At 74.6% G+C, this 14,886-nt stretch carries 13 protein-coding genes; 1 reads left to right on the top strand and 12 read right to left on the bottom strand.

The features are described 5' to 3' along the window. The first annotated feature begins 40 nt into the window (after positions 1 to 40). Entirely contained in the window at positions 41 to 2,047 is a 2,007-nt protein-coding gene (locus BSL84_RS28780) for a CASTOR/POLLUX-related putative ion channel (RefSeq protein WP_030030481.1), read from the top strand. Positions 2,048 to 2,075: 28 nt separating this feature from the next. Here the strand turns inward: BSL84_RS28780 and BSL84_RS28775 are convergent, their stop codons facing one another. The 12 genes from BSL84_RS28775 to BSL84_RS28720 form a co-directional block, all read right to left on the bottom strand. Beyond that, positions 2,076 to 4,040, bottom strand: coding sequence for a flavin monoamine oxidase family protein (locus BSL84_RS28775; protein WP_079273332.1), 1,965 nt, complete (start codon positions 4,038 to 4,040; stop codon positions 2,076 to 2,078). Positions 4,041 to 4,168: 128 nt separating this feature from the next. Continuing rightward, positions 4,169 to 4,906 carry a carbonic anhydrase gene (locus tag BSL84_RS28770; protein ID WP_051873363.1) on the bottom strand — a complete coding sequence of 246 codons (738 nt, stop codon included), beginning with the start codon at positions 4,904 to 4,906 and terminating at the stop codon, positions 4,169 to 4,171. 61 nt (positions 4,907 to 4,967) lie between these two features. Next, complete coding sequence (locus tag BSL84_RS28765; RefSeq protein ID WP_420718794.1) at positions 4,968 to 6,815, bottom strand: ABC transporter ATP-binding protein; 1,848 nt, start codon at positions 6,813 to 6,815, stop codon at positions 4,968 to 4,970. A 121-nt stretch (positions 6,816 to 6,936) separates the two neighbouring features. Continuing rightward, positions 6,937 to 7,944 (bottom strand): saccharopine dehydrogenase NADP-binding domain-containing protein, encoded by a 1,008-nt coding sequence (locus BSL84_RS28760; RefSeq protein ID WP_234363541.1) that lies wholly within the window; start codon positions 7,942 to 7,944, stop codon positions 6,937 to 6,939. Between the two features lie 168 nt (positions 7,945 to 8,112). After that, a complete protein-coding gene (locus BSL84_RS28755) occupies positions 8,113 to 8,754 on the bottom strand; it encodes a DUF305 domain-containing protein (RefSeq protein ID WP_045321251.1) in 642 nt (213 codons plus the stop codon). 291 nt (positions 8,755 to 9,045) lie between these two features. Continuing rightward, entirely contained in the window at positions 9,046 to 9,462 is a 417-nt protein-coding gene (locus BSL84_RS28750) for a DUF6153 family protein (protein WP_045321255.1), read from the bottom strand. A 53-nt stretch (positions 9,463 to 9,515) separates the two neighbouring features. Beyond that, a complete protein-coding gene (locus BSL84_RS28745) occupies positions 9,516 to 11,690 on the bottom strand; it encodes a tetratricopeptide repeat protein (protein WP_075971476.1) in 2,175 nt (724 codons plus the stop codon). Between the two features lie 138 nt (positions 11,691 to 11,828). Next, positions 11,829 to 12,164: a hypothetical protein gene (locus BSL84_RS28740; RefSeq protein ID WP_030030831.1), complete on the bottom strand. Its 336-nt coding sequence runs from the start codon at positions 12,162 to 12,164 to the stop codon at positions 11,829 to 11,831. 138 nt (positions 12,165 to 12,302) lie between these two features. Then, positions 12,303 to 12,818 (bottom strand): flavin reductase family protein, encoded by a 516-nt coding sequence (locus BSL84_RS28735; RefSeq protein ID WP_037663582.1) that lies wholly within the window; start codon positions 12,816 to 12,818, stop codon positions 12,303 to 12,305. Beyond that, positions 12,815 to 13,888, bottom strand: a complete 1,074-nt coding sequence (locus BSL84_RS28730) for an iron-containing redox enzyme family protein (protein ID WP_079273330.1) — start codon at positions 13,886 to 13,888, stop codon at positions 12,815 to 12,817. Before BSL84_RS28730 ends, BSL84_RS28735 begins: the two co-directional genes overlap by 4 nt. Next, positions 13,885 to 14,163, bottom strand: coding sequence for a CDGSH iron-sulfur domain-containing protein (locus tag BSL84_RS28725; protein WP_030030834.1), 279 nt, complete (start codon positions 14,161 to 14,163; stop codon positions 13,885 to 13,887). The genes BSL84_RS28730 and BSL84_RS28725 overlap by 4 nt, the downstream gene beginning before the upstream one ends. After that, the gene (locus BSL84_RS28720) at positions 14,147 to 14,881 is read right to left on the bottom strand and encodes a HemK2/MTQ2 family protein methyltransferase (protein ID WP_051873326.1); all 735 of its coding nucleotides are present in this window, start codon (positions 14,879 to 14,881) and stop codon (positions 14,147 to 14,149) included. The genes BSL84_RS28725 and BSL84_RS28720 overlap by 17 nt, the downstream gene beginning before the upstream one ends. Positions 14,882 to 14,886: the final 5 nt, after the last annotated feature.

Below are 14,886 nucleotides of genomic sequence, written 5' to 3'. Positions count from 1 at the left end.
GGCTCCCACGGGTTAGCAGCCCGGAAGACGAGGAGTACGCATGGCACAGGAGCACACCACGTCCCTGCGGCTGCGCCTGCGGTACCGCTTCGACAACCTGGTGGCCGGGGGGACCGCCCCGCTCGTCGGGTGGCTGGCGGCGGCCTGCCTCGCGGTCGTCGTCCCGGCGAGCGCGGTGCTCGTCTGGGCCGACCGCGCGGCCCCCAGGACCCTGTCGGGGCGGCTCACGGCCGTCTGGGTCAGCGTGGGGCAGACCCTCAAGGTCGGCGGCGCCGTCGGCTCCCCCGTCTACGTGCTCGCCTCGGTGACACTGGCCCTGGTGGCCCTGCTGTTCGTGTCCACGCTGGTCAGCCTGATCACCACCGGCATCAACCAGCGCATCATGTCGCTGCGGCGCGGGCACTCCACGGTCCTGGAGGCGGGGCACACCGTCGTCCTGGGCTGGTCCGACCAGATCTTCCCGGTGGTCTGCGAACTCGTCGCGGCCAACGCCAACCAGCGCCGGTCCGCCATCGCCGTCCTCGCCCCGAAGGACAAGGTGGACATGGAGGACGAGATCGCCACAGGATTCGGCGGCGCGGCAGCCCGTACGGGAGGGGGCGGCGCGGGAAGACTCCCGGGAAGCCGTACGGGGACGGGCGCCACCCGGATCATCTGCCGCAGCGGGCCCACCACCGACCCGACCGTGCTGGCCCGGGTGAGCCCGCAGACGTCGAAGGCGGTCCTGGTGCTGCCCCCCGACGGGGACTCCGGCGACGCCCATGTGGTGAAGACCCTGCTCGCGCTCGACGCGGCGCTCCCCCGGCCGCGCGAGGCGGTGGTGGTCGCCGCGGTCCGCGACGCCCGCAACCACCTCACGGCCAAGCTGGCGGCCGGACCGGGCGGACACGTGCTCTGCGCCGACGAGATCATCGCCCGGCTCCTCGTCCAGACCGCCCGCCAGCCCGGACTCTCCCTCGTCTACCAGGAGTTGCTGGACTTCGACGGCGACGAGTTCTACACCGCCCCCGCGCAGGGGATCGCCGGAGGCACCTTCGGCGACGCGCTGCTCGCGTTCACCACCTCCTCGGTGGTCGGTCTGCTGCACGCCGACGGCAGCGTCGCCCTCAACCCGGACACCGGTACACCGATCGGCGCGGGCGACCGGGTCGTCCTGATCTCCGAGGACGACGACACGGCCGTGCAGGAGCCGGCGGGCCCCTGGGTCGACGAGGACGCCATCGTCACCGCCCGCCCCCGGTCCCGATACGCCGAGCGGTTCCTCCTCCTCGGCTGGAACCGGCGCGCTCCGCTCCTCGTCGAGCAGCTCGACGAGTTCGTCACCCCCGGCACCACCCTGGACGTCGTGGCGCTCGGCGGCGGGGCGGCCCCGCGGGCCGCCGCCGAGGTCGCGGCGGCGCGCACCCGCCTCGAAGTGGCCTTCCACAGCGGGGACATCACCGACCCGGAGGTCCTGGCCAAGCTGGACGTGCCCTCCTACGACAGCGTGATCGTGATCGGCGAGACCGACCGGGAGGGCACCGCCCCGGCCGCCGCGCCCCCCGACGCGGATCCGCCCGGCCCCGCCGCGGAGCCCGGGGACGGCACGGACGACAGGACGCTGGTGACGCTGCTGCACCTGCGGGCCATCGCGGAGGCGGCGGGCTGTGAACTCCCGCTGACCACCGAGATGTCCGACGACGGCAACCGGCTGCTCGCCCCCGCCCGGGCCGGCGCCGACTTCATCGTCAGCGGCCGTCTGATCAGCCTCCTGATGACGCAGATCTCGGAGAGCGGGCATCTCGCGGACGTCTTCGAGGAGTTGTTCCGGGCGGAGGGCAGTGAGTTCTACCTGCGGCCGGTGGCGGACTACGTCCGCACCGACCGGGAGGTGGCCTTCGCCACGGTCGTCGAGTCGGCACGCCGCCGCCGGGAGTGCGCCGTCGGCTACCGCGTGCGCGCGCAGGCCGCGACGGCTCCCGCGTACGGTGTCCGGCTCAACCCCGACAAGCGGCAGCGGGTCCGGTTCGGCGAGCAGGACTGGGTGATCGTGCTCGCCGACACCTGAGGCCGGAGCCACTGAGGCCCGCCGCCGGTCATGCCGACGTGTGGACCTCCAGGGCGGTGCGCACCGCGGATTCCAGGGCGCCCTCGATCCACGCCGGCTTCACGGAGGTGTGGCAGCCCGCGAAGTGCAGGTTCCCCTCGGCCCGGCGCACGTGCGGGAAGAGCTCGGTGTGCTGGCCCGGCAGGAGCACGGAGGCCTCGCCGTAGGCGTACGGGTCGCGCATCCAGGACTGGGTGCGTCCGACGCCCGTGTAGAAGACCTCGATCCGCTGCCCGAACACCTCCTGGACGCCGGCGAGGGCGCGGGGGTAGCGCTCGTCGTCGTCCAGGGAGTCCCACTTCAGGGCGTCGTCCGACCAGCTGTAGGAGGCGAGCACGACGCCGCCGCGGCTGCCCTCGACCGGGTAGGACGGCTGGAACATGAAGCGGTTGGGGTTGTCGGTGGCCGAGCCGCCGCCGATGACCCCGGCGGCCTCGGGCTGGTCGCGGGTGAGGCTGCGGCAGGCCGCGTAGTGGGCTCGCTGGGAGCCGGAGATGCCGCTGCGCGGTACGGAGGAGTGGGCGCCCAGCAGCGCGCCGTCCTCCGGGGTCTGCCCGAGCTGGTACTTGCGGTAGAGGCCGGGCTGCACGGCTTCCAGCTCGCGCTTCCAGTCGGCCTCGTCGAACTCCCACCAGCGGCGGCTGAACTCCAGCAGCACCTTGGTGGCCGCGTCGTAGTGCAGCTCGGTGATCGCGCGCCGCTTGCCGTAGGAGAGCGCGGGGGTGACCGGGATGTGGCGCAGGCCGGAGAAGGGGACGGTGATGATCGCGGTGTCGCCGGTGAAGGTCTCGCGCTGTACGGGGCGGCCGTCGCGGCCCTCGGAGACGGTGTCGACGCTGACCTTGCCGTCCCCGTGGGTGATGCGGGTGGCGCGGCGGTCGAGCCGCACGATGTCCCGGACGCGGGCGTAGAGCGCGTCGGCCAGGGTGGCGGTGCCGCCGGGCAGCTCGAAGAAGGCGGTGTCGGGGCTGATGAGCGAGGCCCCGATGAAGCTGTGCACGAAGGCGAGGTGGAGCCGGGAGGTGAGGTTCTCGACGGTTCCGATCAGGTCGATCGTGCGCTCGTCGAGCTTCGCCTCCTCGGTGAGGTAGCGGTACATCGACATGTGGCCGTAGCGCTGGATGACCCGGGCCCAGCCCTCGACGAGCGCCTTGTCCTTCTTGCCGTCGATCTCCTTGCGTACGGGGGCGAACGCGTTGCGGACGATCTGCGCGGCGGGGATCCCCTCGTAGGCCGCCGGCACGCCGAAGGAGCGGTTGAGGGCCTGCGGGGCGCGCGCGTAGTCGGCGCGGCGGACGCGGACGCCGTTGACGAGGATCCAGGTGCGGTAGGCGGGGCGGCCGGAGCCGTCGACGTCGACCAGGTGGAAGCGCCTGCGCTTGAGGCCGAGGCTGTCGATCAGGCCGGTGACGAGGGGGTGGCTGTCCGGGATCCGCATGGCGCCGGCCTCGGCGTACTGCTTGGGGTCGGCGAAGGCCGCGGGGGACTTCTCGTGTCCGCCGGTGCGGAAGGTCTTGATGCGGCCGCCGACGCGGTTGCCGTTGGCCTCGATGACGGTGACCTCGTGGCCGGCCTCGCGCAGCAGGTGGGCGGCGGTCAGGCCGGCCGGCCCGGCGCCGACGACGAGCACCTTCCTGCGGGGCATCCGGGAGCGCGGCAGGCCGTTGCGGAGGAGGACGTCCGCGTAGCCGGGTACCAGGGGCTGGTCGTCGTCGCCCCGTACGAGGATGGCCCGGGCGACGGTGAGGCAGGTCTCCCAGTCGGGGCCCGCGGAGCCGGACGGGGCCTGCGGGGTCCCGGCGGAGGCGGCGGCGACGCTGAGGGCGCCGGCTCCCGCGACCGCGGCGGCCCCGGCGATGAGCGTGCGGCGCGAGGGCCGGCGGGCCGGGTCCGGAGCGTGCCCGTCCGCCGGGTCGGGAGTGGCGGCAGGGGTGGGGGAAGGCTCGTTGATCATGAACCAACTCTCCCGGCCCCGGGACGCCGTGAACGCCGAAAGGGGCCCCGGCCGGGGAACTACCACCCGGACGTGCGGGAAGGCCCCGCGTGGTTGACGAACGGGGTTTCGAGGGCGGACGGGTGGGCTCAGCGGACCATGCGCACCCGCTGGCTGGTGAGTTCGTACCGGGCTCCGACCACGGCCAGGGCCCCCGCGGCGGCCTTGGCTGCCATCTCCGGCTCGGCGGCCAGCCGCTCGCGCACCAGCCGTACGTTGGCGGTGATCGCGGCGTCGATCCGCGCGGCTCCACGCAGACGGCGGTCGACGGCCGGGCGGATCTGGTCGACCAGGTACTGCATGTGTCCCGGGAGGGGCGGTCCGCCCTCCGCGGCCCGGACGGCCGCGGAGACGGCCCCGCACGACTGGTGTCCGAGGACGACGACCAGCGGGATGCGCAGTTCGAGGACCCCGTACGCGATGCTCCCCAGGACCGCCTCGTCCAGTACCGCGCCCGCCGAGCGCACGGTCAGGAGGTCGCCGAGGCCCTGGTCGAAGACCAGTTCCGGCGGAACCCGGGAGTCGACGCAGCCGAGGACGACGGCGAACGGGTGCTGGCCGGCGACGAGCGTGCGCCGCACGGTCCGCGTCTGGTCGGGGTGGCGCTCGTGGTAGGTCCGCCAGCGGCCGTTGCCCGCCCCGAGTTCGCGGAGTGCAGACGCCGGGGTGGTGGGCCGCGAGCCGGCGCCTCCGCCGACGCGCGGGGCCATGGGCACGTGGGAGGAGCCGGCCACCAGCCCGGCGCCCACGGCGGCCGCGGCCGTCAGTACCGCCCGGGTCAGCCGGCGCCGGCCCAGGACCTTCTCGCCTTCGATGTCGGAGCTCACATCAGGACAAGCTATGCATCTCCGGCCGCCCCGCTCCACAGGACACGGACACGGCCCGCGTTCAGCTCAGCTCGTAGCGCGCGCGGGTGTCGGTGCCCGTGCGGGTGTCGGTGCGGGTGCCGGTGTCGGTGTCGGTGTCGGTGTCGGTGTCGTGCAGGAATCCTCCGGACTGGTGCTTCCACAGCTTGGCGTAGGCGCCCCCGGTCGTGAGGAGTTCCTGGTGGGTGCCCTGCTCCACGATCCGGCCGCGGTCGAGGACGACGAGCCGGTCCATGGTGGCCACGGTGCTCAGCCGGTGCGCGACCACCAGCGCCGTCCGGCCCTCCATGAGCCGCCACAGCGCCTCCTGGACCAGGACCTCGCTCTCCGAGTCCAGGGCGCTGGTGGCCTCGTCGAGCAGCAGGATCGGCGCGTCGCGCAGGACGGCCCTGGCGAGGGCGACCCGCTGGCGCTGTCCGCCGGAGAGTTTGACGCCGCGCTCGCCCACCATGGTGTCGAACCCGTCGGGGAGGGCGTCGGCGAACTCCGTGACGTGCGCCGCCTCCGCCGCACGGCGGATCTCGGCCTCGGTGGCCCCGGGCCGGGCGAAGGCGATGTTCTCGCGCAGGGTGCGGTGGAACATCGCCGGGTCCTGCGGCACGTAGGCGAGCCTGCTGCGCAGGTCCGCCTGGCGCAGCCGGCTGATGTCCTGGCCCCCGATCAGGATCCGGCCGCCGTCGACGTCCGTCATCCGCAGCAGCAGCCGGGTGAGCGTGGTCTTGCCGCCGCCGGACCGGCCGACGAGGCCGAGCTTCGAACCGCCGGGCACGTCCAGGTCCAGGCCCTCGAAGAGCGGCCGCCCACCGCCGTGGGAGAAGTTCACCCCTTCGAACCGTACGCCGGCGCCCTCGGAGCGCAGCGGCTCCGGCGCCACCGGGTCGAGCACCGTCGGCGGCTGCATCAGGAGTTCGGTGAACTGCCCGGCCTCCGTCATCGAGCTCTCCAGCCGGCGGTAGATCTGGTTGAACTCGAACATGATGCGGGTCGCGTTGGCGTAGTAGGTGAAGGTGACGATGATCGCCTCCACCCCGTGGTCCCCCGCGCCGAGGACGACGGCGAGCAGCAGGCCCAGCACGTTGGTCAGGACGGACAGGGGCGCGACCAGCGTGTCGATGCGCAGGTTGCCGTAGTCCCACGAACGCAGCGTCAGCCGGCGCGACTCGGCGACGCGGGACCGGTGTTCGGCGGCCTCGCGGTCCTCGGCGGCGAACGCCCGGACCGTGTCCATGTTCGTCAGGCTGTCGGCGACGTGGCCCGAGACCCGGGCGATCGCCTCCTCGCGCTGGGCGACGAGGGTCTGGCGGCGGCGGATGAGCGGGGCGACGCACAGCGCCGTCAGGGCGATCAGCGTGAGGAGGCCGACCACGAGCATGGGCTCGTACTGCCACAGCACGACCGACGCGAACAGCAGCGGCACGAAGCTGCCCATGACCGAGAACGTCAGTGTGTCGACGAACTCCTCGAAGCGGGAGGCGAAGCTGAGCACCCGCTTGGTGAGCGATCCGGCGAAGTTGTCGTGGAAGAACGCCGCGTCCTTGGCGAAGAGTTCGTCCATGCCCACGACGTAGAGGTGCTCGATGCCCCGGGCGTCGAGGCGGTTGAGGCAGTGCAGCCCGATCCGCCACAGCGCCTCCGCCAGCAGCAGGACGCCGGCGAAGGCGATGACGTGGGGCAGCATGGTGTCGAGGCCGGCGCCGCCGCCCTCGGCGACCTGGCCGACGAGCTTGGCGACGACCAGAGGCGCGACGTAGAAGATGCCGATGTTGCCCAGCGCCGGGAGCAGCATGGCGGGGACGGCGAGCCGGCGCAGGCGCGCCAGTTCCCGTCCGTAGTAGCGGAGTGCGAGGAGTACCGAGCCCCTGCTCGGCATGCTGTCGCGCGATTTTGGCGATCCCATCCCAAACCCTGTGTAGTCGGACCGGCAGGACAGGAGTCGGAGTGTCCCGTAGGCGCACGGGGCCGGTCCACGGGTTTTCCGGCCGCCGCACGGATCAGGCCGGGGGCGCCTCCCCGCGGCGCCACACGGTCAGGCCGTGCGCGGCGAGGGCTTCCGGGAGGCCCGCCAGTGCGGGCAGTTGCTCTATGTGGTGGACCCCGGGGGGCGGGGAGCCGGCGAGCAGTTCCCTGGTGGCGTACGAGGCGGCCAGCGCGGTGAAGCGGCTCTGCGCCCGGCCGGTGACGGCGTACGCGGCGTGGCGGCCACCGCGTCGGGCGTCGACGCGGACGGCGAAGCCGTCACCGCCCAGGTGGACGCGGCTGAAGGAGGCCGTCAGGGCGCGCCGCACCGCGGGCCGGCGGGCCGCCGCCCGCAGCCCGAACAGCGCGGCGGTCAGCGGCTCGGAGTCCAGGCACAGCCGGGTGGTCACCTGCGCCACGCCGAGCGTGCGACGCAGCGTGTACTGGTCGGAGAAGGGGAAGGGGTGCGCGGTGCGCGTGCCGTGGCCGGGGAGCGCGGTCCGCAGCGGCGCTCCGGCCGGCGGCTCGGCCAGGCCCTCGACCGTCCAGCGCACGGCGTCGGCGCCGTGCCGCTCGCCGGCGCCGAGCATCACCGTGAGGTCGATGCGGTCCGCCCCGCCGACGGCCTCGTGCGCCCGGCGGGCGAGGAGGTTGCTCAGGCCCGGGGCGACACCGACGCTGAGGACGGCGGTGGCGCCGGCCCCGGCCGCCACGTCGTGCAGTTCCGCGGTCCCGTCGAGCAGCCGCCTGGTGGCACCGATGTCGACGAGGTGCACGCCGCGTTCCAGGCAGACGCGTGCGAGCCGCGTGTCGGGCGGCTCCACGCACAGCACGACGGCCGCCACGTCGCCCAGTTCCTCCAGCGTCCGCCGGAAGCCGTCCGGATCGGACACGTCGGCGCGTACCCCGCCGAGCGCCCGCACTCTGGCCCCGTCGCGCCCGGCGACGACGACCCGGCCGGGGAACCAGCCGTCGAGCGTCGAGGCGACCGTCGCGCCCACGGCGCCGTAGCCCCCGACCACCAGGATCCTGTCCTTGTCCATCTGTGCCCTACCCCCAAAGAAGAATCGGTTCTGTCGGAACGGTCCCGCGCCGTACGCGCCGTACGCCCCGCCCGCGAAATGCGCTCCGTGCCAGGCCGCACGGCCGTACCGCGCCGGGGCGTTCACGCGCCCCGGCGCGGTACGGACACCGCTACGGCCCGGTACGGGTCAGCTCTTGCCGAGGAGCTTGTTCATCTGGGCGATCTCGGCGGTCTGGGAGGTGATGATCGCGTCGGCCATCGTCTTGGCCGCGGGGAAGGCGCCCTGTGCCTGCTCCGTCTTCGCCATGGCCACCGCGCCTTCGTGGTGTTCGACCATCAGCTCCATGAAGGCGGTGTCGAACGCCGCGCCCGAAGCGGCCTTCAGCCGGTCCATCTGCTCCGCGGTCATCATCCCGGCCATGCCGTGCCCCGAGTGGTCCGTGGCGTTCTCGGCGGGCACCTGCTCACCCCACGATGTCAGCCACCCGGACAGGGTCCTGATCTCGGGGTCCTGGGCCTTCCTGATGTCCTCGGCGAGCTTCTTCACCTCCGCCGAACCGGCGCGGGAGGGCGCGAGGTCGGCCATCTCCACGGCCTGGCGGTGGTGCGGGATCATCCCCTTGGCGAAGGCGGCGTCGGCCGCGTTGTGCTGCCCCTGGCCCGCGGGACCCGGGGACTGGGCCGACGCGGGGGCAGACGGGGACGCGCTGCCGTGGCCGTCGTGGCCGCCCGCGCCGTCGCCGCCACCGCAGGCGGCGAGGACGACGGCGGCGGCACCGGCCGAGACCACCGCGGCGGCACGGCGGAAGAGGGAACGCTTGCTGGTCATGATGGTGCTGCTCCTTGGTCCGCGGCCCGGTCTCGGGCGCGCGGGAAGAACGGATGGAGAGTGTGCCCGGGGCACGACCGGCCGGCCGGCGTGTGCCGGTGGCGTCGTGCGGGGGTAGGGAGTGTTGCGAAAGTGGCGTCGTCCGCCCGCAGGGCGGTGCTCGCGGTGTCTGGTGCGGTGCCTCGCAAGGCGGAGGGACGCCCGCGTACCGGTCGTACGCCGACGATCCCGACAACGCGGCGAGGTGCCGTGCCAGGCACCGCGAGCCGGACGGGACTTTCGCAACACGCTCTAGATCCGCAGGAGCTGTAGTTCGGCGAGATCGGGCGGTGCGCGGGGGACGGCCGCGGCCGGCGGGGCGGCGGGAGCGGAGGAGGACACCGCGGACGCGCCGGCCGGCGACTCCGCGAGCGCGGGCGGCGTGTACCCGGAGGCGGTGCCGGCGGCCGCGCAGGTGGCGTCCGCGTGACCGGAATGACCGGAGCCGCCGTCGGGGTGCGAGCAGTCCCCGGCCGTCCGCCCGCCCGCGGGGGCGCCGTGGTCCGCGGCCATCGCGTGGTGTGCCTCCGGGGGCAGGGTGGCACGCGCCGGTGCCGGCCCCAGGGCGTGCATGCCGAGGATTCCGGCCAGCACCGCCAGCACCAGCACACGCAGGGCGGCACCGGACACCGAGGGGCGTCGGTTCACCGGCGGGCGGGTGGAGGTCACGGGATCATCGTACGGTGCCCCACGCCGGAGGCGCCCGGGGCGGGCCGCGCGGGTTACGCCGGGTGCCCGCCCGGCGGCGGCAGGCCCGCCAGCAGCTCCCGGGCCAGGCGCAGATGGCGGTGGCCGGGCTCCAGCCGGGCCCGCGCTTCGCCGAGGGTGCGGGTCAGCACGGCGCGGGCGTCCTCTGGACGGTCCGAGGAGGCCAGCGCGCGGCCCCACTCCAGCCGGGCGTAGATCGTGTGCGGGTGGTCGGGGCCCATGACCCGGGTACGGTCGGCCACCAGCGACTCCCAGGCCGCCGCCGCCTCGGCGGTACGGCCCGCCCGGCCCGCGAGGGCGGCGCGGCTGCTGCGGACGGCGAGGGTGTGCGGGTCGTCGGGGCCGAGGCAGCGTTCGGCGTCGGCGAGCAGCTCGGCCAGCTCGGCCTCGGTGCGGGCGGGTTCGCCGCCCCGGTACCAGATCAGGCTCCGCCGGGTGGCCAGCACCTGGGGGTCCTCCGGGCCCTGCACCCGCAGCCGGTCGGCGAGGAGCCGGGACAGCTGCCGGGCCGCTTCGGCGGGGGCGCCCGACTCGCCGGTGAAGTAGGCCAGTTCGCTGCGGGCGGCGAGGGTGTCGGGGTGACCGGGTCCGAGGACGGACGCCGTGTCCGCGGCGAGGGCGGCGAACCTTCCGGCCGCGGCGTGCGGGTTGCCGGCCTCGCCGGTGAAGAAGGCCAGCTGGTGGCGGGCGGCGAGGGTGTCGGGGTGGCAGGGGCCCAGCGCGTACTCGCGCCGCCTGGTGATCGCCGCCAGGTCGGCGGCGGCGCGGCGCGGCCGGCCCGCGTCCCCGACGGTGATGGCGAGCAGGAAGTCGGCTCCGGGGACCCCGCCCAGCTGGGCCCGGGAGAGTGCTTCGGCGGCCCGCGCGGGGCGGCCTTCCTGGTGGGCCAGCAGGCCCATGTCGTAGGCCTCGGCGGCCGTGACGCCGGAGAGGAGCGCCTGCCACAGGTGCTCGGGGACCGGGGCGAGGCCGGGGATGTTGAGCAGGTAGTCGAAGGCCGTGTAGCCCTGGGTGTAGTTGCCGACGAGCAGGCCGCTGGTGGCGTAGACGGCGGTGCAGGCCCAGTTCATCGCCTCGTCGAAGGGTTCCGGCTGGAGGTCGCCGCCGCCGCGCTGCGCCAGGTAGGGGCCGTGCAGTGCGCGCAGCCGGTCGCGGCTCACCGGGCCGCGCAGCCCGGCCCTCCGGCAGTCCACGGCGGCCGCGACCACGGCCGCACCGCGCGGATTGGCGCCGGGGGTCCAGGCGTCGTGCCAGGCCGCCAGTAACTCCGGTCCGGCCGCGAGAACTTCCGCGATGCCGAAGCGCTCGCCGGCCCGCAGGGCCGCCGCGATCCTCGGGTCCTCCGCGTGGGCGGCGGCCCGCGCGCGCTCGTCGGGCGACCAGTGCCGGGCCAGCCGTACCACCTCCGCCTGCCGGAGCACGTCCCGCTGGGTGCGCCAGGCGTCCCGGTCGGAACCCGTCAGCCGGCTCTCCTCGCGGGCGTCGAAGCGCCGGAACTCCTGCGTGCGCATGGTCGCCAGCACGATCCGGCGGCCCGGCACCGGCGCCGGCAGTGCGGCCAGCATGGCGGTCGTGAGTCCGTCCGCGCCCAGGAACTCCTCCAGGTCGTCGAGCCACAGCACGGCCCGCCGCCGCGCGCCGGCCACGCGCAGGGCCTGCGGGAGCGCGGCCCTGCCCAGCGGGCGCACGAAGGCGTGCCGGGGGAAGAGCGCGCGGGCCACCTCGTGCGCGAGCCGGGACTTCCCCGCGGTGGACTCCCCCACCAGGAGCACGAATCCGGCTCGGCCGAGCGCCTCGCGCAGCTGGGGTTCGACGTCGCGGCGGATGTAGGCGGGGGCGGCGCCCGGCACCCGGCCGCCGTCGGCGGGGCGCCCGTCCGCGGGGTGGGCGCCGGCCGGCTCGGGGCGGTCCACCTGCCGCAGTGTGGGGATCCGGCCCCCGGCGGTGCGCAGCAGCGCGTCGGCTCCGGTCCGGTCGGCGTCCCCTGCCGCGGCCGCCTCGCGCTGCGGCTGCAGCCGCTCGGCGAGGAGCCCGGAGAGGGTGGTGACGGCGGCGCCGATGCCCGTGGCCCACCCTCCGCTGGTCCATACCGAGGCCAGGGCCAGGGCTGCCGCGCCGAGGCCGACCGCCCCGACGCAGGCCGGCCAGCCGCGTGCCCTGCCGTTCTCCCGTACGAGCAACACCGGCATGCCGCCCCCCACGTCCGCGCCCCGACCCCCATTTTCACCCGTGGGGGTGAACTGGAAACCCGGCGCGGCGCGGCGGTCCCTACCTGACGGAATGTCAGTGGCGGTGGCACCAGGGGCCGGACTCAGCCCTCCTCGGACTCAGCCCTCCTTGACCAGTACGGTGATGTTCCGGTTGCGGATGACGACCCGTTCGACCTCGTCGCCGATCTCGAACTCGCCTTCGACGTCGGTGGGTGTGATGACCTGGGCGACAGTGCCGGTCGGCGCGACCTCGGCCAGTTCCAGGTGGAGTTCCTCGGGAACCGGCACGATCGGTGGGGAGGCCAGGTCCAGTTGGAGCCGGTAGCCGGGCGTGCGGCATGCGCACGTGCCCTTCACCGTGACCCGGCGCCCGCCCTTGCCGTGCCGGTGTGCCGTGGCGGTGAAGTCCTCGGCACCGGCTGTGCAGGCGAATCCGTTTCCGTACTCGGACATGTCTTCTCCCATCGTCCGTTCGCTGGTCGGCTGATCACACGCGGGTCCAGTCTCGGCGCGGCCCGTGGGGACCGCAAAAGGAGGGCGAGGGGGTGCCCGGCCCGGCCGGGGTGGGGCGTGGCGGGGGATTTGCGCCGGTCAGGCCGGGTGGCCGGGGGTGAGGTCCACGACGTCGCCGAGGAGCAGCAGGGACGGCCGTTCGGGGCCCGGACGGCCGGCGTCGACGGGTTCCAGGAGGAAGCCGACGTGGTCGCCGCCGTCGACGCGCGTCTCGATCCGGCCGAGGAACCAGGCGGCCGCGTCGTCCAGGATCGGCGCGGGCGCGTGGGGCGACCGGTGCCAGGCGAGGCGGGCGAACTTGTCGGTGTCGTCCCCGGTCCGGCTGCCGAAGAGTTCGGCGGTTTCCTTCTGGTCGTGCCGTAGGGCGTGCACCGCGAGGTGGGAGGCCGTACGGGCGACCGTGTAGGTGTGGTTCGCCTTGGAGAGCCACACCATGTGGCGGGGCGGGTCGATGGAGCACTGGGAGGCGAAGCCCACCAGACAGCCGGCCCGCCGGTCCCCGGCCGCCGTGGTGACGACGTACACCGGATAGTCGATCACGTCGGTGAACACGTCCAGCAGTGCCAAGGTGCCGCCCGCCTCTCGGTCGCTCACAGGTCCGGGTCCGTGTCCCGGGCCGGCAGTGGGGTGCGCAGCGCGCTGCGGCCCTGGTTCCAGGCCCGCCGGATGTGGCCGGCGAGCCGCTCCTCCACCAGGACGGTGGCCGCGCAGCCGAAGGCGACGTCGGCCTCCAGGTCCGGTTCGGCGGCCAGCAGGCCACCGATCACCTCGTGGCGTACGACCTGTTCGTGGACGGCGTCGGCCTCCACGTGCTCGGCGTAGAAGTGTTCCGCGGCGGGTCCCGCCCCGCAGCGCCGCATGGCTTTGGCGAGCCGCCGGGAGCCGGGTGAGGAGGTGACCTCCACGCATGCGAAGTGGCCGACGAGGGCGCCGCGCAGGGCCCGGTGCAGGCCGAAGAGGGACATCAGGTTGACGGTCGCGAGCAGGGGCGCCGGTGCCTGGTCGACGTACCGGCCGTAGGCGGGGTCCAGTCCGAGGTCGGCCATCAGCTCGGCGAAGAGCCGTGCGTGGATGCGGTCGGCGCGCCCGGCGCCGAACTCGTCGTACTCGATGGCGACCATCGCGGCCTTGGCACGGCCGGTCAGCCGGGGGATGACCCAGGCGTGCGGGTCGGCTTCCTTGAGGTGGTAGAGGGAGCGCAGGGCGGCGTACTCGCGCAGCTGCCACAGCTCGCCACCGGTCTGCAGCTGGTGGCTGAGGCTTCCGGAGAGGTCCACGGGCTCGACGAGCAGCGGGGCGAAGGCGTCCTCGACGGTCCGGGGTCCGTCCGCCAGCTCGCTGCGTAGGGCGTGCAGGAACCGGGCTTCGATGTCCTGCCGCAGCCGCAGCAGGTCGGGGTCCCATTCCCGTTCGTCGCCGACCCCGTCGAAGCCCGCGTAGTGCAGTTCGTAGAGGAGGTAGAGGGCGAGGTGCAGGTCCTCGCCCCACGGGTCGGCGCGCAGCACCGATCCCGGGGCGTAGTCCGGCGGGGCGCCCGAGACGAGGGCGCGGACCACGGCGGCCGACAGCTCGCCCCGCGCCTCGGCCAGGCGGGGGCCGGCGGGGGCGGGCGCGGCCTTCGTCGCCGTCGCCGTCGCGGTGTTCGAGTGGCTGCCTGCTGTCATCGGGAGTTCCCGTCCTCGTCGGGCGAAGCGGCTCGTTCGCGGGGTCGGTGGCTGGTGTCGCACCACGGGTACGTACGGCTGCGCCGGCAGGTGCACACCGCGACGACGAACCGGTCGGAGCGCACGACGGTGCCGTCGTCGAGGGCGATCTCGACCGGGCCCTCGACCAGCACGGGGCCCTGCGGGTCCACGGACACCCGCCTGGCCGGGGTCGCGGCGCTGCCGGTCGCGGCGCTGCCGGACGGGGTCGGGGCGCTGTCAGACGGACACGGCACGGATGATCACCAGCTCTTCCCACTCCTCGTACGGGGCCGCCAGCGCCCGCCGTTCCAGCCAGGCCCGGCGCCCGCGCAGGACGGGGCCCCAAGGCACGGCCGTCCGCGCGATGACCCCGGCGGTCAGTCCGGCCGCCGACAGCCGGTCGACGGTCTCCTCCGCCCCGCACATGCCGGAGTGCACCATGAGCAGGGTGCCGCCGGGCCGCAGCAGCTCCGGGGCCCTCGCGCAGATCCTGTCGATGACGGCGCGGCCGTCGGGGCCCGCGTCCCAGGCCCGCTCCGGGCCGTGCGTGGGTAGCCCGGTACCGGGGGCGGGGACGTACGGCGGGTTCGCGAAGACCAGGTCGAAGCGGCGGTCGGCGGTGCGCGCCGCGAAGTCGCCGTGCAGGAGGCGCAGGGGCAGCCGGCGGCGCAGGGCGTTCAGGCGGGCCGTGAGCAGGGCGCGCCAGGAGACGTCGACCGCGGTGACCCGGGCGCCGCGGCCGGCGGCGTGCAGGGCCAGCGCGCCGGTGCCGGTACCGATCTCCAGCACGTCCCGGCCGGGGCCCAGGTCCTCGTGGTCGAGTGCTTCGGCGAGGAACCGGGTGTCCGCCTGGGGCCGGTACACACCCGGGAGGGCGATCAGGCCCGCAGGCGGCGCGCCCGGGGCGAAGGTCGTACTGGACACCGTGTACCTCCGGTTTCGCGTGGGGCCCGCGGGGCCGAGTCGCGGCATGTGAC

Source organism: Streptomyces sp. TN58 (genome assembly GCF_001941845.1).
Lineage (GTDB): Bacteria > Actinomycetota > Actinomycetes > Streptomycetales > Streptomycetaceae > Streptomyces.
This window is presented reverse-complemented; position numbering and strand designations above follow the sequence as displayed.